Origin of the sequence: Amycolatopsis sp. WAC 01416 (assembly GCF_003947485.1) — a bacterium.
Taxonomy (GTDB): domain Bacteria; phylum Actinomycetota; class Actinomycetes; order Mycobacteriales; family Pseudonocardiaceae; genus Amycolatopsis.
The window spans coordinates 411,468-432,928 of sequence record NZ_QHHX01000002.1 but is presented as its reverse complement, the minus strand read 5'-3'; the positions used below and the strand labels follow the sequence as shown (position 1 = coordinate 432,928).

Sequence of the window (21,461 nt, the reverse complement as noted above, 5' to 3'; positions counted from 1 at the left end):
GTTTACTTGCCTCCCTGCACGGACGACATCGTCGCCTGCACCGACGGGGTGATCGTGTCGAGCACCGGCTTGGGATAGAACCCGAGCGCGATGATCAGCACGACCATCGGCGCCAGGATCGCGATCTCCCTGCCGCCGAGGTCCTTGATTGCTTTGGTCGCCCCGAGTTCGGGAGCGATCGCCGTGCCAGGCCCGCCGCCGGCGCCGATCAGGGCATCTCCGCGGACGGGGCCCTGCATGACGCGCTGGTAGAGCCAGAGCACGTACGCCGCGGCCAGCACCATGCCGACCGTCGCGATGATCGTGTACACCGGGTAGTCCACAAAGGACCCCAGCAGCACCAGGAACTCACTGATGAAGGAGTTCGTGCCGGGCAGGGACAAAGTGGACAGACCGGCGATGAGCAGCATCCCGCCGAGCAGCGGGGTCACCTTCGCCATGCCGCCGTAGTCGGAGATCCGCGTGGACCCGCCGCGCATCACGATCAGGCCGACCACCACGATCAGCATGCCGGTGGCGAGGCTGTGGTTCAGCATGTACGACACCGAGCCGACCATCGCCTGCTCGTTGAAGGTGAAGATGCCCAGCGCGATGAAGCCGAAGTGGGCGATCGACACGTAGGCGATGAAGCGCTTCATATCGCGCTGCCCGGCCGCGAGGATCGAGCCGTAAAGGACACCCGCGACGGCGAGCACCAGCACCCACGGCGCGAGTTCCTTGCTGGCCTCCGGGAACATCGGGAGGCAGTAGCGCAGGAAGCCGAACGTGCCGACCTTGTCCAGCACGCCGACCAGCAGCACCGCGACGCCGATGGGCGCCTGGCCCGCGGCGTCCGGCAGCCAGGTGTGGAACGGCACCAAAGGGGCCTTGATCGCGAACGCGAGGAAGAACCCGATGAACAGCCAGATCTGGGTGCCCAGCGGGGCGTCGCGGACGACCGTGACGAGCGTTTCCCAGTCGAAGGTGCCCTTGCCGAGTTCGTCCGACGCCATCGAGTACGCCCCGATGGCCGAGGCCAGCATGATCAGGCCGCCGAGGAACGAGTAGAGGAAGAACTTGACCGCCGCGTACTGCCGGTTCGCGCCGCCGTAGCCGCCGATCAGGAAGTACATCGGGATCAGCATGATCTCGAACAGCACGTAGAACAGGAAGACGTCGGTCGCGGCGAACACCGCGATGGTCAGCGCCTCCTGCACCAGGATCAGCGAGAGGAACCCGCCCGCCGAGCGTCCGGCCGGGAGCTTGTCGGTCAGCCCGAGCGCGCCGACCACGATCGGCACCAGCAGGCCGATGACCGCGATCATCACCAGCGCGATGCCGTCGATGCCGAACGAGATGTGGATGCCGAAGTTGGGGATCCAGTCCATCGAGGACTTCTGCTGGATCCGGTCTCCCGAGGGCACGTAGCTCGCCCACATCGGGATCACCAGCAGGAACGTCAGAAGCGACACCACGAGCGCGGTGAGCGTCGCCAGCCTGTCGTTCTTCTTCATCCCCGCGACGACCGCGGCGCCGACCAGCGGCAGCAGGATGGTTGCGAGTACCCAGGTCATCAGGAGAACCTCACCAGCAGGAGTGCCGCCAGAAGCAGGAATGTGCCGCCCAGCATGGACAGTGCGTACGAGCGGACGAAGCCGGTCTGAAGGCGGCGCAGGCGCCCGGATCCGCCGCCGAGTGCGGCGGCGAGGCCGTTGACCGCGCCGTCGACCCCGCGGTTGTCCACGTAGACCAGTGCGCGGGCGAGCCAGGTGCCCGGGCGGGCCACCAGCGTCTCGTTCAGGGTGTTGCCGTAGAGGTCGTTGCGCGCGGCCTTGACCACGGCGGAGACCCGCTCGGGGCGTTCCACCGGAACGTCCTTACGGCCGACGAAGAGCCACGCGGCCACCGCGCCGAGGACGGACAGCGCCACGGTGAGGATCGGGACCAGCGCGTGCGGGATGACGCTGTGGCCGCCCTCTTCGAGCGGACCGACCACCGGCGAGAGCCACTCGGCGAACCGGTCGCCGAGGGCGAAGAACGCACCGGCGCCGATCGAACCGACGGCGAGGACGATCATCGGCCACTTCATCACCGCGGGCGATTCGTGCGGGTGGAAGTCGCGGCCGTCGCTGGACTTGATCTCCTTCCAGCGTTCCTTGCCGAAGAAGGTCATCACCATCAGGCGCGTCATGTAGAACGCGGTGAGCCCGGCGCCGAGCAGTGCCGCGCCGCCCATCACCCAGCCACGCCAGCCGCCCTGGGACAGCGCCGCTTCGATGATCGCGTCCTTGGTGAAGAAGCCGGACAGCGGCGGGATGCCGATCAGGGCGAGGTAACCGAGCGCGAAGGTCCAGAAGGTGACCGGCATGTGCTTGCGCAGCCCGCCGTACTTCCGCATGTCGACCTCGTCGTTCATGGCGTGCATGACCGAACCGGCCCCGAGGAACAGCCCCGCCTTGAAGAAACCGTGCGCCACCAGGTGCATGATGCCGAGCGCGTAGGCGATCGGCCCGAGGCCGACGGCGAGCATCATGTACCCGATCTGGCTGACCGTGGAGTACGCCAGGACCTTCTTGATGTCGTCGTAGGCGCAGCCGATGATGCACCCGATCAGCAGCGTGACCGTACCGACCAGGGTGACGATCAGGCGGCCGTCCGGGGTGGCGTTGAAGATCTCGTGCGCGCGGGCGACCAGGTAGACACCGGCGGTGACCATCGTCGCCGCGTGGATGAGGGCCGAGACCGGGGTCGGGCCCTCCATCGCGTCCGGAAGCCAGGCCTGCAACGGGAACTGACCGGATTTACCGCAGGCGCCCAGCAGCAGCAGGATCGCGATGGCGGTGATCGCGCCGGTCGGGATCTTGTCGATCGCGCCGAAGACCTCGGCGTAACCGGTGCTCCCGACGTACTTGAACATCAGGAAGATCGCCAGCGCCAGCCCGACGTCACCGACGCGGTTCATCAGGAACGCCTTCTCGGTGGCGGTGGCCGCGGACGGGCGGTCCTGGTACCAGCCGATGAGCAGGTACGACGCGAGACCGACGCCTTCCCAGCCGAGGTACAACGTCACGAAGCTGTTGCCCAGCACCAGGATCAGCATCGAGGCGACGAACAGGTTGAGGTAGGCGAAGAACCTCGACCGATCGCGGTCCTCGGCCATGTAGCCGATCGAGTAGAAGTGGATCAGCATGCCGACGCCGGTGATCAGCAGCACGAACGTCAGCGAAAGCGCGTCGATCCGGAGCCCGAAGTCGACCTGCAGCGCCGAAACCGGGATCCACGAGAACAGTTTGACGTCCGCGACGTTCTTCGTGTCGGCCGTGAAGAAGAGGATCAGGCCGTACACAAAGGACAGTGAGACGGTCGCACTGCCGAGGAGGTGTCCCCAGCCCCTGGCTCGTTTACCGGCCAGCAGAAGAATCAGTGCGCCAAGAGCCGGGAAGGCCACCAGCAGCCACGATGATGCGGTCACTCTTGAACCCCTAGTACTTCAGCAGGTTGGTGTCGTCGACCGAGGCCGAGCGCCGGGTGCGGAAGATCGCCATGATGATCGCCAGCCCCACCACGACCTCCGCGGCGGCCACGACCATCACGAAGAACGCCATCACCTGACCGTCGAGCGACCCGTTGATCCGGGCGAACGTGACCAGGGACAGGTTCGCCGCGTTCAGCATCAGCTCGATGCACATGAACACGACGATCGCGTTGCGGCGCACCAGCACCCCGACCGCGCCGATGGTGAACAACAGCGCGGACAGGAGCAGGTAGTACGTCGGGGTCATTCCTTCTCCCCTTCAGGCTTGCCCACGAGAGCGTGTGCGTCGGGGCCGTCGGTCGAGCCCGCGACCTGCTTGCGCTCGTCTTCCAGCCGCGAGGCCGAAGTGGACTCGATGATGTCCGAGAGCGACTCCGGCGCGATCGAACCGTCCGGCAGCAGCGCCGGGGTGGCGATCGAGTTGGCCGTCGCGAAGACACCCGGGCCGGGCAGCGGCGAAGGCCGGTCGTGTTTGCCGGTGAACCGGTCGACGACGAGTTCCTTCTGGTTCTTCTTGCCACCCTTGGCGTGCCGGTCGGTGAACGCGAGCACCATCGCGCCGAGCGCGGCGGTGATCAGCAGCGCCGACGTGAGTTCGAACGGGAACAGGTACTTGGTGAAGATGAGCCGTCCCAGGCCGCCGGGGCCGCCGCCGTCGAGGCTCGCCGGGTCGAGCGGCATCGCCGGCGTGACGTTGGCCAGCGAGCGGGCGAGACCGGCCGCGAGCAGTCCGCCGACGCCGACGCCGAGCAGGGTCGCCATGACCCGCTGCCCGCGCAGTACTTCGACGACCGAATCCGAGCTCTCCCTGCCGACCATCATCAGCACGAACAGGAACAGCATCATGATCGCGCCGGTGTAGACGATGATCTGCGTGAAGCCGAGGAACGGCGCCTGCTGGATCATGTACAGCGCGCCGAGGCACAGCATCGTGAGGACCAGCCACAGCGCCGAGTGCACGGCGTTTCGGGAGAAGATCATGCCGAGCCCGCCGAGCAGCGCGAGCGGGCCGAGCACCCAGAACGCGATGGTCTCGCCGGTGGTGATCCCGGCCGAAACGTCCGTCTGGGCGAGGAAAGCCGTGATCACTGGACGGCCTCCGTGCTCTCGGCGGGCTTGCGTGCCAGCTCGGGGCCGTTGACGTAGTAGTCCTGCTCGTTGTCGCCCAGCCGCATCGGATGCGGCGGCTGCTCCATGCCGGGCAGCAGCGGCGCGAGGAGGTCTTCCTTGGTGTAGATCAGCCGCTGCCGGTCGTCGTCGGCCAGCTCGTAGAAGTTGATCATCGTCAGTGACCGGGTCGGGCAGGCCTCGACGCACAACCCGCAGCCGATGCAGCGCAGGTAGTTGATCTGGTAGTCGGCGCCGTACCGCTCACCGGGCGAGAACCGTGCCTCTTCGGTGTTGTCGCCGCCTTCGACGAAGATCGCGTCCGCCGGGCAGGCCCACGCGCACAGCTCGCAGCCGACGCATTTCTCCAGCCCGTCCGGATGCCGGTTCAGCTGGTGCCTGCCGTGGTAACGCGGAGCGGCGGGGGCGCCTGCCTCCGGGTACTCCTCGGTGGCGACCTTCTTGAACATCATCCCGAAGGTGACACCGAAACCCTTGATGGGATCAAACATCCCCATCGCCGGCCTCCCTTCCACTGGAAACCGCCGCGGGCTTGCGCTTGGCAGCCCGGGCTTCGGCCTTCGCGACGGCCTTCTGACGCGGAGTCTGGTCCGGAACCTGCAGGTCGAGCGGCGGGACCGGGAATCCGCCACCGGTCACCGGGACGTAGTCCTCGTCCGGGACCTTCTTGTCCGGCAGCAGCAGGCTCAGGATGACGACGACGAGGATGAGCGCGCCGCCGCCGATGAGGATCTGCGGGGTGGAGAGGCCGCCCGAGTTCTTGATGGCGCGGACCGTGACGATCACGACGATCCAGACCAGGTTGACCGGTACCAGGACCTTCCAGCCCAGCCGCATGAACTGGTCGTACCGCAGCCGCGGCAGCGTGCCGCGCAGCCAGATGAACCCGAACAACAGGATGAACAGCTTGGCCGTGAACCACAGCAGCGGGAGCCAGCCCTGGTTGAGCGCGTGGTCGGCGCCGACGAACGGGAACTTCCAGCCGCCGAGGAACAACGTGGTCGCGAACGCCGAAACGATCACCATGTTGACGTACTCGGCGAGGAAGAACATCGCGAACTTCATCGAGCTGTACTCGGTGTGGAAACCACCGACCAGCTCGGATTCGGCCTCGGGGAGGTCGAACGGCGCGCGGTTGGTCTCGCCGACCATGGAGATCAGGTAGATCACGAAACTCGGCAGCAGCAGGTAGAAGTACCAGCCGGTCTGCTGCGACTCGACGATCGCCGACGTCGACATCGAACCCGCGTAGAGGATGACGCCCACAATGGACAGACCCATCGCGATCTCGTAGGAGATCACCTGAGCCGCGCTTCGCAGTCCGCCGAGCAGCGGATACGGCGAGCCGGACGACCAGCCGGCCAGCACCAGGCCGTACACGCCGATCGAGGAGCAGGCGAGGATCACCAGCACGCCGACCGGCAGATCGACCAGCTGGAGCGTGGTGCGCTCACCGAAGATCGAGACCACCGGGCCGAACGGGATCGCGGCCAGCGCGATCAGCGCCGGCACCGCGGAGATCACCGGCGCGAGGAAGTACACCTTGCGGTCGGCGGTGTCCGGGATGATCTGTTCCTTGAACGGCAGCTTGATCGCGTCCGCCAGGGACTGCAGGTAGCCGCCGGGCCCGACCCGGTTGGGGCCGGGACGGTTCTGCATCCGGCCGACGGCCTTGCGCTCCCAGACGATCAGGAAGATCGTCAGGATCGGGCCGATCAGCAGGATGACGACCGTCTTGATCAGGATCAGCCACAACGGGTCGTCCGCCAGCAGCGCCGCCCGCTCGGCGGCGTCCGGCATCTGGCTGAGCAACGGAGTCACTTCTCACCTCCGGTGAGGTTGACGACCGAGCCATGACCGGCCGCGAGCGCGGCGCGGACGGCGGAGCCGTCGGAGTTGCCCGGAAGCCATACGACGCCGTCCGGCAGGTCCGCGACCTCGATCGGCAACGTGATGGAACCGCGTTCGGTGGAGACCTTCACGCTGCCGCCCAAGCCTTCGGCGGTCTTCGCCGAGAGCTTGGCGACGACCTCGCGCTGCGTGCCCTTGAGGTGCGGCTCGCCGTCCTGCAGCGAACCGTTGTCGATCAGCTGGCGCCAGGTGGCGAGGAGGACCTGGCCGTTCGCCGCCTCCGGACGTGCAATGAAAGCGTCCTTCATTGCGAAATCTGCAATGAAGGAGTCCTTCATCTCACGCGCGGGCAGCTTCGCCAGATCGGCGGCAGCGGCGGCCGGGGTCTGCGTGAAGATGTCCGCGTCCATCTCGACGGCGAGGGTGTCAAGCACCCGGCAGTCGGGCAGGGCGCCGGTGCCTTCGAGGGTGACGGCGAACTCGCGGCGGCGGCCTTCCCAGTTCAGGTAGCTGCCCGCCTTCTCGACCGCCGGGGCGATCGGGAGGACGACGTCCGCGTGTTCGGTGACCCCGCTGTGTCGCAGCTCCAGGCTCACCACGAACTTCGCGTTCTGCAGCGCGCGGCGGGCCAGGTCCGGGTCCGGCAGGTCGTCCGGGTCGACGCCGCCGACCAGCAGGCCGTCGATGTCCTGACCGGAAGCGGCCTTGAGGATGGCGGTGGTGTCGCGGCCCGCCGTGGCGGAAAGCGTGACGCCCCAAGCCTTTTCGATCTCGGCGCGAGCCGCGTCGTCGGTGACCGAGCGGCCACCGGGCAGCAGCGTCGGCGCCGCGCCCGCCGCCAGGGCACCGCGTTCACCCGCGCGACGCGGGATCCACGCGAGCCGGGCGCCGGTGCGCTCCACCAGCCGGTGCAGGGCCGAGAACAGACCGGGGACCTCGGCCGCGCGTTCGCCGACGAGGATCACCGAGCCTTCGGCCGAAAGCGCCTGGTCGACGTCCTGCGCGTGCTGCGCGATGCCGTCGATCGCGGCGGCCTCACTGCCCGGCGCGCAGGCCAGCAGCTCGCCGAAGGTCTTGCGGACCGAGGAGGTGGTCCACTGTCCCAAGTGGACGACGCGGGTGCGGTTCTTGCGGGCCGCCTTGCGCAGCCGCAGGAACACGATCGGCGCCTCGTCCTCCGGCTCGAACGCGACGCACAGCACCGTGCGTGCCCGCTCGATCTCGCCGAACGTGACGCCGCTTTCCGGCGTCGTCCCGACCACGTGCGACGCGAGGAAGCCCAGCTCCTCGGCCGAGTGCGGACGCGCCCGGAAGTCGATGTCGTTGGTGCCCAAGGCGATCCGCGCGAACTTCGAGTACGCGTAGGCGTCCTCGACGGTCAGGCGACCGCCGGTGAGCACCGCGGCGCCCTTGCCGTCCCGCGCTTCGGCGAGCCCGGCGGCGGCCGCGCGCAGCGCGTCGGTCCAGGAAGCCTCTTCCAGCACGCCGTCGGCGTTGCGGATCAGCGGACGGCGGATGCGGTCATCCGCGGTGGCGTAGCGGAAGGCGAAGCGGCCCTTGTCGCAGATCCACTCTTCGTTGACCTCGGGGTCGTCGCCCGCCAGCTTCCGCATGACCTTGCCGCGGCGGAAGTCGGTCCGCTCGGCGCAGCCGGACGAGCAGTGCTCGCACACGCTCGGCGCGGACACCAGGTCGAACGGCCGCGAACGGAACCGGTACGCGGCCGACGTCAGCGCGCCGACCGGGCAGATCTGGATGACGTTGCCGGAGAAGTACGACTGGAACGGCTGCCCCGACGTGGTCCGCGAAGCCAGGTCCAGCACGTCCGCGGTCTCCGCGGTACCGATCTGCTGGTGGGCGCCGCGTTCCAGCAGCTCGATGAACGGGTCGCCGGCGATCTCGCGGGAGAACCGGGTGCAGCGCTGGCAGAGCACGCAGCGCTCGCGGTCCAGCAGCACCTGCGAGGAGATCGGCAGCGGCTTCGGGAACGTCCGCTTCGTGTCGACGAAACGGGATTCCGCGCGGCCGTGCGCGAGCGCCTGGTTCTGCAGCGGGCATTCGCCGCCCTTGTCGCAGACCGGGCAGTCCAGCGGGTGGTTGATGAGCAGCAGCTCCATCACACCCTGCTGTGCCTTGTCCGCCACGGCCGAGGTCAGCTGGGTCTTCACGACCATGCCGTCGGCGACCGTCATGGTGCACGAGGCCTGCGGCTTCGGCATCGGACGGCCGCCCATTTCGACCTCGACCAGGCACTGGCGACAGGCGCCTGCCGGGTCGAGCAGCGGGTGGTCGCAGAAGCGCGGGATGACCGTGCCGAGCCGTTCGGCGGTGCGGATCAGCAGCTCGCCCTTGGGCGCGATGACCTCTTCACCGTCGATGACCAGCTTGACATGGCCCTCGGGGACCGGGGTGTCCTCTGTGGACGTTCCCGGCCTGTCGGGTGCGATCGTCATGCCTGCGCCCCCACCAGTTCGCGCTTGTTGGTTTCACAGAGTGCGAGGAATTCCTCGCGGAAGTACTTGATCCCGCTCTGGATCGGCGAGACCGCGCCGTCGCCGAGTGCGCAGAACGAGCGGCCGAGGATGTTGTCGCAGACGTCGAGCAAGGTGTCGATGTCCTCCTCGGTGCCGTGGCCCTCGACCATGCGCTCCAGGATCTGCGCCAGCCAGTACGTGCCCTCGCGGCACGGCGTGCACTTGCCGCAGGACTCGTGCTCGTAGAACTGCGTCCACTTCATCACGGCCCACGGCACGGAAACGGTCTCGTTGAAGACCTGCACGGCCGTCGTGCCCAGCATCGACCCGGCTTCCGCCGCGCCTTCGAAGTCCAGCGGAACATCGAGGTGCTCGGCGGTGAACATCGGCGTGGACGAACCACCCGGCGTCCAGAACTTCAGCGGGACGCCGTCCTTCATGCCGCCCGCCATGTCCAGCAGGTCGCGCAGCGTGGTGCCGAGCGGGCATTCGTACTGGCCGGGCTTCTCGACGTGGCCGGAGATCGAGTAGATCTTCGGGCCGGGCGACTTCTCGCGGCCCATCTGGCGGAACCAGTCCGAACCGCCGTTGATGATGTACGGCGCGCTGGCGATGGTCTCGACGTTGTTCACCGTGGTCGGCGCGGCGTAGAGCCCCGCGGCGGCCGGGAACGGCGGCTTGAGCCGCGGCTGGCCGCGGCGGCCTTCCAGCGAGTCCAGCAGCGCCGTCTCCTCGCCGCAGATGTACGCCCCGGCGCCCGCGTGCACGGTGATGTCGAGGTCGAATCCGGAGTCGAGGATGTTCTTGCCGAGGTAGCCCGCTTCGTACGCCTCGCGTACGGCCGCGTTGAGACGGCGGATGCAGTGCAGCGCCTCGCCTCGGACGTAGATGAAGCAGTGGTGCGAACGCATCGCGTACGAGGCGATGATGCAGCCCTCGATCAGCGAGTGCGGGTCCGCCATCATCAGCGGGATGTCCTTGCAGGTACCCGGCTCGCCCTCGTCGGCATTGATGACGAGGTAGTGCGGCTTGTCCTCGTTCGGCGGCATGAAGGACCATTTGATGCCGGCGGGGAAGCCCGCGCCGCCACGGCCGCGGAGGCCGGAATCCTTGACCACCTGGACGATCTGCTCGGGAGTGGCCTTGAGCGCCTTGCGGATCGCGGTGTAGCCCTCGAGGGCTTCGTAGGACTGGATCGTCCAGGAGTTGGGCGAAAGCCAGCGCTTCGTGAGGACCGGAGTGATGGGATCGGCCATTACTTCTTCTCCACTTCCGGCAAGGCCACGTCCTTCATGGCGGGCGCGGTCCAGCCGCGGTCTTGCGCGACCTGCGCTCCCCGCAGGGTTTCGACGGCCTGCGAAGGGCCGTCGACGTCCGTGCGGTACTGCTGCGCGTCCTCCGGGAAGAACCCGGCGAGCTGCAGTTCGGCGCCCTTGAAGTTCGTCAGCGGCGCGCCGCGCGTCGGGGCGGGCTTCTTGCCCGCCTGCAACGCGTCGACCAGCGCGACGGCCTTGTCCTCGGTCTGGTTGTCGAAGTACTCGTAGTTGACCTGGATGACCGGGGCGAGGTCACAGGCCGCGAGGCATTCGGCGTGTTCGAGGGTGATCGAGCCGGGCTCGTTCGGCGTACCCGCGGTCTCGTTGTGCCCCAACGGCTTCTCTTCGGAGCCGAGATGCGTCTGGAGCTTCTTGTAGATCGCGTCGCCGCCCATGGCCGCGCAAAGCGTGTTGGTGCAGACGCTCACCAGGTGCTCGCCGCACGGGCGGCGCTTGTACATGGTGTAGAACGTCGCGACCGCGCTGACCTCGGCGTCGGACAGGTCCAGCTGCGCGGCGCAGAAGGCGATGCCCTCCTGGCTCACGTACCCCTGCACCGACTGCACCAGGTGCAGCAGCGGCAGCAGCGCCGACCTGGACTGCGGGTACCGCGAGATCAGGTTCTGTGCCCTGGCGTAGGTGTCGGCATCGAAGATGTCTTCGAGCTTCGCGTTCTCCAGGATCCCTTCCGCCTCGGCGGGATCCGGCGCGATCGCGATCACGTCGACGTCACCGCCGGCGGCGATGTGGGTCTGCTCGGCCAGGCTGGTGCCGGGCTCGGGCATCGGTGTCGTTCCGGGCTGGGTGCTCAACGGTCCACTCCCCCCATGACGGGGTCGATCGAGGCGATGGCGGCGATCACGTCCGCCACCAGGCCGCCTTCGGCCATCGCGGGCATCGACTGCAGGTTCACGAAACTCGGTTCGCGCACGTGGACCCGCAGCGGCCTGGTGCCGCCGTCGGAGACCAGGTGCACGCCGAGTTCGCCGCGCGGCGATTCCACCGACGTGTAGGTCTGGCCCGGCGGGACCTTGAAGCCCTCGGTGACCAGTTTGAAGTGATGGATCAGCGATTCCATCGACTGGCCCATGATCTTGCGGACGTGCTCGAGCGAGTTGCCCATGCCGTCACTGCCGATCGAGAGCTGCGCCGGCCAGGCGACCTTCTTGTCCTCGACCATGACCGGGCCCGGCTCGAGCTTCTTCAGGCACTGCTTGATGATCCGCAGGCTCTGGTGCATCTCCTCGACGCGCAGCAGGTACCGCGCCCAGCAGTCCGCGTCGGTCGAGGTCGGGATGTCGAACTCGAACTCGTCGTAGCGGGAGTACGGCTCGGTCTTGCGCATGTCCCACGGCAGACCGGCGCTGCGCAGCACCGGGCCGGTGACACCGAGCGCGAGGCAGGCGTCGACCGGCAGGTACCCGACGCCCTTGAGCCGGTTGCGCCAGATCGGCTGACCGGTGAAGAGCTTGTCGTACAAGGGAAGCCGCTCGTCCATCACCTTGACGAACGCGCTGACGACCTCTTGGTAGTCGGCGGGCATGTCCTGGGCGAGGCCGCCGGGGCGGATGAACGCGTGGTTCATCCGGAGACCGGTGAGGTGCTCCAGCAGGTGCAGGACCTCTTCGCGCTCACGGAAGCCGAGCGTCATCGCCGTGGTGGCACCGAGTTCCATGCCGCCGGTGGCGATGTAGACCAGGTGCGAGCCGATGCGGTTGATCTCCAGCAGCATCACGCGCAGCAGCTCGGCGCGGCGCGGGGCCTGGATGCCGAGCAGCTTCTCGACGCCGAGGCAGTACGCCATCTCGGTCGAGAGCGGCGCGAGGTAGTCCATGCGCGTCACGAAGGTGACGCCCTGGGTCCACGTGCGGTACTCGCAGTTCTTCTCGATCCCGGTGTGCAGGTAGCCGATGACCGAGCGGAGCTGGGTGACGGTCTCGCCCTCCATCTCCAGCACGAGCCGGAGCACGCCGTGCGTCGACGGGTGCTGCGGGCCCATGTTGATGACCATGCGCTCGTCGTGGCGGGAGTCCTCGATGACGTCTTCCCAGTCACCGCCGGAGACGGTGTAGACGCGGCCTTCGGTGGTGTCACGCGAGTCGGCTTCGGGGACTTCGGTTGCTTCGTCGTGAATGCTCACGAGTACGACCTCCGCTGGTCCGGCGGCGGGATCTCCGCGCCCTTGTATTCGACGGGGATCCCGCCGAGCGGGTAGTCCTTGCGCTGGGGGTGGCCGTCCCAGTCGTCCGGCATGAGGATGCGGGTCAGCGCCGGGTGGCCGTCGTAGACGATGCCGAACATGTCCCAGGTCTCCCGCTCCTGCCAGTCGGCCGTCGGGTAGACCCCGACCAGCGACGGGACGTGCGGGTCTTCGATGTCGAGGGTGACCTCGAGCCGGATGCGGCGACGGTAGGTCATCGACGTGAAGTGGTACACCGAGTGCAGCCGCTGCGGGACGTCGACGCCGTAGTCCACGCCGGAGACGGAGCTGAGCAGCTCGAAGCGGAGACCGGTGTCGTCGCGCAGGACCTTGGCGATCTCGACGAGGTGCTCGCGGGAGACGTAGAAGGTGATCTCGCCGCGGTCGACCGTGGTCTGCAGGATCGCGTTCGCCGGGATCTTGTTGTCCGCCAAGGCCGCGTAGAACTCGTCGGCGAACTCGTCGAACCAGCCGCCGTACGGGCGCTCCGCCGGGGGCGGGCTGTACGCGGGGAGGCGGACGCCGCCGTAACCGGAGGTGTCACCGGTGCCGCGCACGCCGAACATGCCCTGGCGCTCTTTACCGGTGACGACCGGCTCGGCCGGGCGCGTGCCCTGCGGCTCGAGACCGCCTTCGGGACGGTCGGCGCTCGACTGCTCGCCGCCGGTTTCCGGTGTCTCTTCGGGGGTGTTGTCTTCGGGCACGTCGCTCACTTCTTCGCGTACTTGATCGAGGAGGCGATCAGCTCGGTGCGCTCACCGCTGGCGGCGCGGATCGCGGCCCGGCGGGCGTTGATCGGCTCGTCCTGGATCTTGGCGTGCAGCTTCAGGATCGCGTCGAGCAGCATTTCGGGGCGCGGCGGGCAGCCGGGGAGGTACATGTCGACCGGGACGATGTGGTCGACGCCCTGCACCACGGCGTAGTTGTTGAACATCCCGCCGGACGAGGCGCAGACGCCCATCGCCAGCACCCACTTGGGCTCGGCCATCTGGTCGTAGATCTGGCGGAGCACCGGCGCCATCTTCTGCGTGACGCGGCCGGCGACGATCATCAGATCCGCCTGGCGCGGCGTCGCGCTGAAGCGCTCCATGCCGAAACGCGCGATGTCGTAGCGGGAACCGCCGACGGTCATCATCTCGATCGCGCAGCAGGCGAGACCGAAGGTGGCGGGCCACATCGAGTTCTTGCGCGCCCAGTTGACCAGGCCTTCGAGGCTGGCGAGCAGGATGCCGTTGGGGAGTTTTTCTTCGAGGCCCATGCTTCTCTAGTTCCAATCCAGGCCGCCGCGACGCCATACGTAGGCGTACGCGAAACCGACCGTCGCGATGAACAGCACGATCTCCACCAGGCCGAACATGCCCAGCGCGTCCGCGGAGACCGCGAACGGGTAGAGGAAGACCATCTCGATGTCGAACAGGATGAACAGCATCGCGGTGATGTAGTACGCGACCGGCATCCGGCCGCCGCCGACGACCGGCTGCGGCGACGGTTCGATACCGCATTCGTAGGCCGCGGTCTTCGCCCTGTTGGGGCGGCTCGGGCCGACCAGCGGGCCGAGCAGCACCGAGAGCACCGCGAAGCCGAGAGCGAGGACGAACAGGAGGACCAGGGGGAGGTACATGTCCAGATTGGGCACCGAAGGGGTGCTCGCCTGGGTCAGCACGGGCAACATCAGCACGGGGTTTTCGCCATCCTTTCCGCGCCGCTGCGGTTTTCGAGTCGGGGTTCACCGCTTCCCTCGGTCGGCACCCTAAGTCACCTGGGTCACACCGCCGAGGGTTAGGCAACCCTTACGGGCCGTGCATGACGGCCTCCTTGCTTGTGAAATAGTTCACAAGCCTCCCGTCGAGGATGTGAAGCGATTCACAAAGCATGGGCCGAGTGTAGGACGTGACTCACATTCTTGTCCCTAGGCCCCGCGCTATAAGGCTGCCCTAACTTGACCGCACGGCCAGTACGGTTACTTCCGGCGTGCGGTACCGATGACCTGCGACGTCGTTCCCAAGATCGGCTTCCCGTGGTCATTTGACCGCATTTGTCCTGTGACCGATACCACTGCCCGTGGTGCCGGGAATTGGTCCAGACGTGTGGAGACCAGCGCAATTAGTCACCTACTTGCGGCCCGTCCCCAAGTACATGAAGGCCCCCTTCCTTGCGCTAGGCGCAAGGAAGGGGGCCTTCATGTACTTGCCAGAGGCGTCAGCGCGGAGTGGGGGTGGCGCGGGCCAGCGCGGCGATGAGGCGGTCGACGCCGTCCCCGCCCTTGGCGTCGTAGCAGCCCGAGAGTCCCTTGTAGACCAACGGAAGGATCGAGTTGATCCGCAGCCCGTACTTCGTCGCGGCGTGCATGACCTTCGGCTTCCCGATCAGCTTCGCGAACACGTTGCCGAGCCGGTAGTAGCCGCCCATCAGCTCGCCGACCGCGCGCGGGTAGCCCTCCAGCGCCCGCTCACGGGACGGGCCTTCGCGGCGCGCCAACGCCTGCACGACGAACTCCGACGCCAGCTGCGCGGACTCCATCGCGGCCGAGATGCCCTCGCCGTTGAACGGGCTGACCATGCCGCCGGCGTCGCCGAGCAGCAGCAGGCCGTCGCGGTAGTGCGGGGTGCGGTTGAAGCCCATCGGGAGACCGGCGCCGCCGACCTTGCCGATGGCGTTCTCCTCGCGGTAGCCCCATTCCTCGGGCGTTCCGTCGAGCCATTGGCGCAGCAGCGCGCGGTAGTCGGTGCTGCGGAACGCGGCCGACGTCGACAGCATGCCGAGGCCGACGTTCACCGTGCCGTCGCCGAGCGGGAACGCCCAGCCGTAGCCGGGCAGCAGCTTCGGGTCGCGCGGATCCGAGCGGTCCCACAGCTCCAGGTGGCCCTCGATGAACGGGTCGTCGTGGCGCGGGCTCTTGTAGTACTGCCGCACCGCGACACCCATCGGGCGCTTCTCGTTCTTCTGGATGCCGACGCTCAGCGCGAGCCGCGCGGAGACGCCGTCGCAGGCCAGCACCAGCGGAGCGCGGTAGCTCACCGGCGTCTTCTCCGGGCCCACCTTCGCTTCGACGCCGATCACGCGGCCGGTCGGGCTGGTGATGGCGCCGGTGACGGTGGTGCGCTCGTAGAGCCGGGCGCCCGCCTTGACCGCGGTCTTCGCGAGCAGGTCGTCGAAGTCCTGACGGGTCCGCGAAACGCCGTACGGCGGGTAGCTCGTCAGGTCCGGCCAGTCGAGCTCCAGCGTGAGCTCGCCGGTGAGGATCCGCAGGCCGCGGCTGTGCACCCAGCCCGCGTCCTCGCTGGTGTCGATCCCCAGGTCGATGAGCTGCTTGACGCCGCGAGGGGTCAGGCCGTCGCCGCACACCTTCTCGCGCGGGAACTCGGTCTTCTCCAGCAGCAGCACGTCGACGCCCGCACGGGCGAGGTACGTGGCGGCGGTGGAGCCGGCCGGTCCGGCACCGACGACGATGACCTCGGCGTCGTGGTCTGCGTTGCGACGTGTCATGGCCGCGAGTTTACGGAGGGCTTTTTGGCGCGGTGGATGGCGACGACGCCGAACGTGAGGTTCAGCCACTCCACCTCGGTCCACCCGGCGCTCGCGATGATCTCCCCGAGCGTCCGCTGATCCGGCCAGGCCAGCATGGATTCGGCCAGGTAGGAGTAGGCCTCGGGGTTCGACGAGGTCCGCGCGCCGACCCAGGTGAGCAGCTTCGCGATGAACTTCCGGTGCAGGAACCGGATCGGCGGGAATGTGGGCGTCGACACCTCGCAGATCACCAGCCTGCCGCCCGGTTTGACCACCCGCGCGATCTCGGTGAGCGCGGCCTTGGTGTCGACGAAGTTCCGCAGCGCGAGCGAGATGGTGACCGCGTCGAAGCTCTCGTCGGCGAACGGCAGCTTCATCGCGTCGGCGGCCACCATGGGGACGCCGCGGTGCTTGCCCGCCCTGAGCATGCCGACCGAGAAGTCCGCCGCGAGGCACCAGGCGCCGTTGCGCGCGTACTCGACGGTGGACACGCCGGTGCCCGCCGCGAGGTCCAGCACCTTCTCGCCGCGTTTGGCGTCCAGCACCCGGCCGGTGACGGTGCGCCAGCGGCGGTCGAAGCCGAAGGTCATGAACGAATTCGCGCGGTCGTAGCCGTCCGCGACGTCGTCGAACATGGCGGCGACTTCGTGCGGATCCTTGTCAAGACTCGCTCGGGACATGCCTCGAACCCTAACCCCGAGGTCCTGAGACAGGTCACCCAAGCGGGAGCAAAGCGGCGCCCCGTAGGTTCACCTTGCCCGGTGAAGCAACGCCGGGGCACGGTGCGCACCGGCCCCCGCGACCTCACCGGCGAGGATCCTCCGCTCCAGCAACCGCAGTTCCGGCCCCGGTTCGAGGCCGAGCTGATCGACCGAGACCCGGCGCGCCCGCCGGTACGCCGCCAGCGCGTCGGAGGTGCGCCCGGCCCGCCAAAGAGCGTCCATCAGGAGGTACTGGGCACGCTGCCGCAAGGGATGCCACCGCACCAGATCCGCCAGGTCGACGGCCGCGCTCGCGTGCCGCCCGAGGTCGAGTTCGGCCTGGTAGAGCTCTTCGAGCAGGACCAGGCGGTGCTCCGAGAGGCGCATCGTCTCGTCCGACAGCAGCGGGACGTCCAAGCCGTCGTAGGGCGCGCCGTGCCAGTGCGTGAGGGCCTGCCGGATCAGTGAGGCGCGCTGAGCGGGGTCCGCGGACTTCAGCGCCTGGCCTGCCAGCGTCTCGAAGGTCTCGACGTCCAGTTCGCCGGGATGGACCTCCAGCCGGTAGCCGCCGTTGTCGAAGCCGAGCCGGTCGCCTTCGGGCAGGGCCTGCCGCAGCTTGTGGACGTGCCAGTGCAGCTTCGGCACCGCCCGCGGCTCCCACTTGCTCTCCCACAGGGCCTCGGTGAGCACGTTCACCGGCACGAAGGTGTTCGCCCGGACCAGCAGCACGCCGAGGAGCGTTCTTCTCATCCGGCCGTGCAGCGGGACCGACCGCGAACCGGAAGAGATGCTGAACGTGCCCAGTACTTCGAACCTCACGTGCCGTCCTCTCGCTCGATGGCGTGAGGGGACGATGAATGCCGGTTGTACAAAAGAGATACAAAGACCAAGCCTGGGAGCGAAGCTCCTCCGTTGAGGGCGGTGGCGGGGGCATGGATGGAGATCACTCGAGTGCGGAGAGCATTCCCTGCACCGACTGCGGCCAGGCGAATTCCTCCGCCCGGGCACGCGCCGCCGCCCGTCTCGCGTCCTCGGGACGCTCCAACAGACCAGTGACGGCGCCGGCGAAAGCGGGTGCGCGGTCGTCGACGGCCTCACCGCAGCCGGGCCGCACGATCTCCCGCAGCGCCGACGACGCCGAGACCACCACCGGCGTCCCCGAAGCGAGCGCCTCCAGCGCGGCCAGCCCGAACGTCTCGTGTGGACCCGGCGCGAGGGAGACGTCCGCGCTGGCCAGCAGTCGCGCGACGTCGCCGCGTCCGGAAAGGAAACCGAGGAAGGTCACCGGCAGCCCGCGCGCCCGCCGTTCCAGCGCACGCCGCCGAGGGCCGTCACCGGCGATCACGAGCCGAACGCGATGCCCTCCCTCGGTCAGCTCGGCGACGGTGTCCACACTGCGCTCGACGTGCTTCTCCGGCGACAAACGTCCACAGTGGACGATCAGCGCGTCGGCGTCGCCGGACAGCGTGTGCCGCCAGCCGTCGTCGCGCCGGGCCGGGGCGAACGTCGTGAGGTCGACGCCGAGCGGAACCCGTCGCACGTTCGGTGCGGCGATCCGGTCGAATTCCGCGCGGGCGAACGCCGTCGTGCAGACGACCGTGTCGTAGCGCCGCGCCATCCGCCGGTTCGCGACGTCCGCGACGCGCCGCGCGACGGGTTCCGGCATCAGGAACTGCTCCAGCAACCTGTCCAGCCGCTCGTGCGAGATCACCATGCTGGGCACACCGTTGCGCCGCGCCCAGACGCCCATGCCGCGCAGGGTGAGCCTGTCGGACACTTCCAGCCTGTCCGGTTCCAGGCGTTCCAGCACCGCGCGCACCCGGTGCGGATCGACCGCGCGATAGCCACCGGTACCCGGGATCTGCGGTGCCGGCAGGGAGAACCGGCGGACTCCCGAGGGCAGCGTCTCGTCCTCGTAGCGCCGCCCTGGCACCACGAGGGTCACCTGATGGCCGCTCGCCACGTAACCGGCGCCGAGATGGTGCAGCGCGGTCCGCAGCCCGCCCGAGCGTGGCCCGTAGAAGTTGGCCAGCTGGATGATGTGCATCAGGCCGCGCGCGCGACTTTGCCCTGGACGGCCTCGTAGTGGCCGACCAGTTCCCGGCAGACAGCGGGCCAAGTCCGGCCCAGGACGACCTTGCGCGCCTTCTCCCCCAGCCTGGCGCGCAGCGCTTCGTCGCGCAGGTCGTTCACCTTGTCCACGAGCGCTGTCGCGAATCCGGCGCGGTCGGCGGGCAGCAGGTACCCCGTGCGGCCGGGCAGGACCAGATCCTTCGGACCGCCCGCGTTCGGCGCCAGCACCGGCAACCCGGACGCCATCGCTTCTTGGATGGCCTGGCAGAACGTCTCGTGCGGTCCTGTGTGGACGAACACGTCGAGGCTCGCGTACGCCGCGGAGAGCTCTTCGCCGTACTGGGCGCCGAGGAACGCCGCACCCGGGATCCGTTCGCGCAGCATCGGCAACTCCGGTCCGTCACCGACGACGACCACGCGGATCCCGTCGATCCCGGCGAGCGCGGTCAGCCGCTCGACCTCCTTCTCTGGCGCGAGCCTGCCGACGAAACCGACCAGCAGTTCGCCGTTCGGCGCCAGTTCGGCGCGCAACGCGGGATCGGCGTGGACCGGCGAGAACCGCTCGATGTCGACGCCGCGCGCCCAGCGGTGCACCCGCGGGATCCCGTGCAGTTTCAGCTGTTCCACCGAATCCGTCGACGGCGCGAGCGTGCGGTCGGCCCGCGAGTGCAGACGGCGCACCCAGCGCCAGGCCGCGCGGGCGGCGATGCCGAAGCCGTACGCGGCGGCGAAACCGGCGATGTCGGTCTGATACACCGCGACACACGGCACCCGCAGCCGCCTTGCCGCGGCGAGCCCGCGGGCGCCGACCACGAACGGCGACGCCAGATGCACCACGTCCGGCCCGAAATCGGCGAGGGCGGTCAGCACCGTCCGGGTCGGCACGCCGACCGGGAGGGAGTTCACGCCGGGGAAGTCGAGGGCGGGAATGCGCACGACCGGGGCGCCGAGGTACTCCGCGGGACCCGGCCCCGGGGCGATGATCAGCACGTCGTGCGCGCGGTCGCGGAGGTGTTCCACGACGCGGAGCACGGAGTTGGTCACGCCGTTCACCTGGGGCAGGAAACTTTCGGTGACTATCGCGACTCGCACGCGGATCACTGTGGCATCCGGTTGTGACGCCCACGCCAACAAAAACGGAACAGACGACATGTCATCTCAAGGTCGTGTTCCGTAAACCAGGCTCGGCCACACTAGTCAGGCATGACCCTCCTGTCGTCAAGGCCGCCCCAGCCCGTCGAGCCAGGGCTGGTGTCGAGGGCCCTCGAAGTGGCCGGGCGGCTGGCCAACGACGCGACCGACGTGATCACCGCGACCGCCGGCCGCGGCGCCCAGCCCGATCCGAAGGACTCGCCCTTCGACTGGGTCACCGACACGGACCGGATCCTCGAACGCCACACCCGCCGCGTGCTGACCGCGGAATTCCCCGGAATCCCCGTCGTCGGCGGCGAATTCGGCGCCGACCACGGTGCCGACGTCGCCGAATACCGCTGGGTGGTCGACCCGGTCGACGGCACCGCGAACTACGTCGCCGGTGTGCCCTGGTGCGCGTACAGCCTCGCCCTGATCGACGCTTCGGGGCCGGTGGTGGGCGTGGTCGCGGACCCGTACCGAGCTCAGATCTACGCCGCCGCGCGCGGCCGCGGGGCCAGGGCGAACGGCAAGCCGATCACACTCACCGACCGCCGCGGGACCGCCGGGGCGATCGTCTGCACGGAACTCACGCGCAAAGGTGTCTGGCCGGGGATGGGCCAGTTCATCGAACGGGCCGCCGCCGCGCACGCCGGGGTCCGGGTACTCGGCTCGGCGGCCTTGGCGATCGCGCAGGTCGCGCTGGGGCACGCGGCCGCGGCGGTGCTGCACAGCTACCGCGAATGGGACGTCGCCGGATCGGTCGCGCTGGCCATCGAGGCCGGGGCCGTGGTGCTGGACCGGCACGGGGAAGGCACGGCCCTGCCGGTCGACGCGCTGCTGGTGGCGGCGCCCGGCGTGGCCGACGAGGTCCTGGGCTGGTGGCAGGAGTCGGTCGGCTGAGTTCGCCCCCAATCACGCGAGTTACGCCTCTGATCACGCGAGTTACGCCTCTGATCACGCGTGTTGCGCCTCCAATCACGCGTGTTCGCCAGTTCCACACGGCAAGCCCGCACGACTGAGCACGGGACTCACGTGATTGGGAACGGGACTCACGTGATTAGAGGCGCAACTCACGTGATTGGAGGCGTAACTCGCGTGATCAGACGGACGACTCGGCGAGCGTGCGCCGGTAAGTCAGCCGTTGCCGCCGGATCCACCACAGCAGCGGGCCGGCGATCAGCCAGGTGAAGAAGATCATGCTGCCCAGCGGCAGCAGCGTGTTCGCCGCCGAGCGGCCCGCCACCCGCGCGAGTTCCGGGTCGCCGACGTCGTACTCGATGTTCACCAGCTGCCCGGCGGCCAGGCCCGAGGGGTAGAGCACCCCGTTGGCCGGGCTGTGCATGATGCCGTCGGGGGTGGCGTAGTTGATGATCGTGCGGTCGAAGGTCACCGACTCGACCTGCGCGGTCGCCTGCCCGAGCTCCGCTTCGATCGAGTTGTCGTTGCGGATGGCGGCGAACAGCAGCGAGACGCCGAGCACGGTGACGAGTGAGGCGACAACGAGGGCGGCATACCACCCGATGCGCCTCACCCGCTCCGTTTTGGCCGTCACGCCGCGAGCGT

The 21,461-nt window shown here is 68.5% G+C and carries 20 protein-coding genes; 1 reads left to right on the top strand and 19 read right to left on the bottom strand.

Features of this window, described 5'->3' with window-relative positions:
* Nucleotides 1–2: 2 nt before the first annotated feature.
* The 18 genes from DL990_RS06360 to DL990_RS06275 all read right to left on the bottom strand — a co-directional run bounded on the left by DL990_RS06360 (nt 3) and on the right by DL990_RS06275 (nt 19,856).
* Nucleotides 3–1,553 (bottom strand): NADH-quinone oxidoreductase subunit M, encoded by a 1,551-nt coding sequence (locus DL990_RS06360; RefSeq protein WP_125788713.1) that lies wholly within the window; start codon nt 1,551–1,553, stop codon nt 3–5.
* The gene (gene nuoL / locus DL990_RS06355) at nt 1,553–3,451 is read right to left on the bottom strand and encodes an NADH-quinone oxidoreductase subunit L (protein WP_125798144.1); all 1,899 of its coding nucleotides are present in this window, start codon (nt 3,449–3,451) and stop codon (nt 1,553–1,555) included. Before nuoL ends, DL990_RS06360 begins: the two co-directional genes overlap by 1 nt.
* Nucleotides 3,452–3,461: 10 nt before the next feature.
* Nucleotides 3,462–3,761, bottom strand: a complete 300-nt coding sequence (gene nuoK, locus DL990_RS06350) for an NADH-quinone oxidoreductase subunit NuoK (protein WP_061980060.1) — start codon at nt 3,759–3,761, stop codon at nt 3,462–3,464.
* Nucleotides 3,758–4,603 (bottom strand): NADH-quinone oxidoreductase subunit J, encoded by an 846-nt coding sequence (locus DL990_RS06345; RefSeq protein WP_125788711.1) that lies wholly within the window; start codon nt 4,601–4,603, stop codon nt 3,758–3,760. The genes nuoK and DL990_RS06345 overlap by 4 nt, the downstream gene beginning before the upstream one ends.
* Nucleotides 4,600–5,139, bottom strand: a complete 540-nt coding sequence (nuoI, locus tag DL990_RS06340; RefSeq protein ID WP_125788710.1) for an NADH-quinone oxidoreductase subunit NuoI — start codon at nt 5,137–5,139, stop codon at nt 4,600–4,602. The genes DL990_RS06345 and nuoI overlap by 4 nt, the downstream gene beginning before the upstream one ends.
* On the bottom strand, nt 5,126–6,463 hold the full coding sequence (gene nuoH, locus DL990_RS06335; RefSeq protein WP_233599186.1) for an NADH-quinone oxidoreductase subunit NuoH: 1,338 nt from the start codon (nt 6,461–6,463) through the stop codon (nt 5,126–5,128). The genes nuoI and nuoH overlap by 14 nt, the downstream gene beginning before the upstream one ends.
* Entirely contained in the window at nt 6,460–8,946 is a 2,487-nt protein-coding gene (locus DL990_RS06330) for an NADH-quinone oxidoreductase subunit G (protein ID WP_125798143.1), read from the bottom strand. The genes nuoH and DL990_RS06330 overlap by 4 nt, the downstream gene beginning before the upstream one ends.
* Nucleotides 8,943–10,223: an NADH-quinone oxidoreductase subunit NuoF gene (nuoF, locus tag DL990_RS06325; protein ID WP_125798142.1), complete on the bottom strand. Its 1,281-nt coding sequence runs from the start codon at nt 10,221–10,223 to the stop codon at nt 8,943–8,945. The genes DL990_RS06330 and nuoF overlap by 4 nt, the downstream gene beginning before the upstream one ends.
* On the bottom strand, nt 10,223–11,068 hold the full coding sequence (gene nuoE, locus DL990_RS06320; RefSeq protein WP_125798456.1) for an NADH-quinone oxidoreductase subunit NuoE: 846 nt from the start codon (nt 11,066–11,068) through the stop codon (nt 10,223–10,225). Before nuoE ends, nuoF begins: the two co-directional genes overlap by 1 nt.
* A 23-nt stretch (nt 11,069–11,091) precedes the next feature.
* A complete protein-coding gene (locus DL990_RS06315) occupies nt 11,092–12,423 on the bottom strand; it encodes an NADH-quinone oxidoreductase subunit D (RefSeq protein ID WP_125788706.1) in 1,332 nt (443 codons plus the stop codon).
* On the bottom strand, nt 12,420–13,187 hold the full coding sequence (locus DL990_RS06310; protein WP_125788705.1) for an NADH-quinone oxidoreductase subunit C: 768 nt from the start codon (nt 13,185–13,187) through the stop codon (nt 12,420–12,422). The genes DL990_RS06315 and DL990_RS06310 overlap by 4 nt, the downstream gene beginning before the upstream one ends.
* Before the next feature lie 5 nt (nt 13,188–13,192).
* The gene (locus DL990_RS06305; protein ID WP_005151847.1) at nt 13,193–13,741 is read right to left on the bottom strand and encodes an NADH-quinone oxidoreductase subunit B family protein; all 549 of its coding nucleotides are present in this window, start codon (nt 13,739–13,741) and stop codon (nt 13,193–13,195) included.
* Between the two features lie 6 nt (nt 13,742–13,747).
* Entirely contained in the window at nt 13,748–14,155 is a 408-nt protein-coding gene (locus DL990_RS06300) for an NADH-quinone oxidoreductase subunit A (RefSeq protein WP_125789053.1), read from the bottom strand.
* A gap of 527 nt (nt 14,156–14,682) precedes the next feature.
* The gene (locus DL990_RS06295; protein WP_125788704.1) at nt 14,683–15,969 is read right to left on the bottom strand and encodes a geranylgeranyl reductase family protein; all 1,287 of its coding nucleotides are present in this window, start codon (nt 15,967–15,969) and stop codon (nt 14,683–14,685) included.
* Complete coding sequence (locus DL990_RS06290; protein WP_125788703.1) at nt 15,966–16,670, bottom strand: demethylmenaquinone methyltransferase; 705 nt, start codon at nt 16,668–16,670, stop codon at nt 15,966–15,968. The genes DL990_RS06295 and DL990_RS06290 overlap by 4 nt, the downstream gene beginning before the upstream one ends.
* Before the next feature lie 69 nt (nt 16,671–16,739).
* A complete protein-coding gene (locus tag DL990_RS06285) occupies nt 16,740–17,510 on the bottom strand; it encodes a BTAD domain-containing putative transcriptional regulator (RefSeq protein ID WP_125798141.1) in 771 nt (256 codons plus the stop codon).
* 124 nt (nt 17,511–17,634) lie between these two features.
* Complete coding sequence (locus tag DL990_RS06280) at nt 17,635–18,738, bottom strand: glycosyltransferase family 1 protein (RefSeq protein WP_125798140.1); 1,104 nt, start codon at nt 18,736–18,738, stop codon at nt 17,635–17,637.
* A complete protein-coding gene (locus tag DL990_RS06275) occupies nt 18,738–19,856 on the bottom strand; it encodes a glycosyltransferase family 1 protein (protein ID WP_199746240.1) in 1,119 nt (372 codons plus the stop codon). The genes DL990_RS06280 and DL990_RS06275 overlap by 1 nt, the downstream gene beginning before the upstream one ends.
* A 111-nt stretch (nt 19,857–19,967) precedes the next feature.
* Here DL990_RS06275 and DL990_RS06270 point away from each other — a divergent pair, with 111 nt between their 5' ends.
* Nucleotides 19,968–20,798, top strand: coding sequence for an inositol monophosphatase (locus tag DL990_RS06270; RefSeq protein WP_125788700.1), 831 nt, complete (start codon nt 19,968–19,970; stop codon nt 20,796–20,798).
* 199 nt (nt 20,799–20,997) lie between these two features.
* Here the strand turns inward: DL990_RS06270 and DL990_RS06265 are convergent, their stop codons facing one another.
* Nucleotides 20,998–21,450, bottom strand: a complete 453-nt coding sequence (locus DL990_RS06265; RefSeq protein WP_125798139.1) for a DUF3592 domain-containing protein — start codon at nt 21,448–21,450, stop codon at nt 20,998–21,000.
* Nucleotides 21,451–21,461 lie beyond the last annotated feature (11 nt).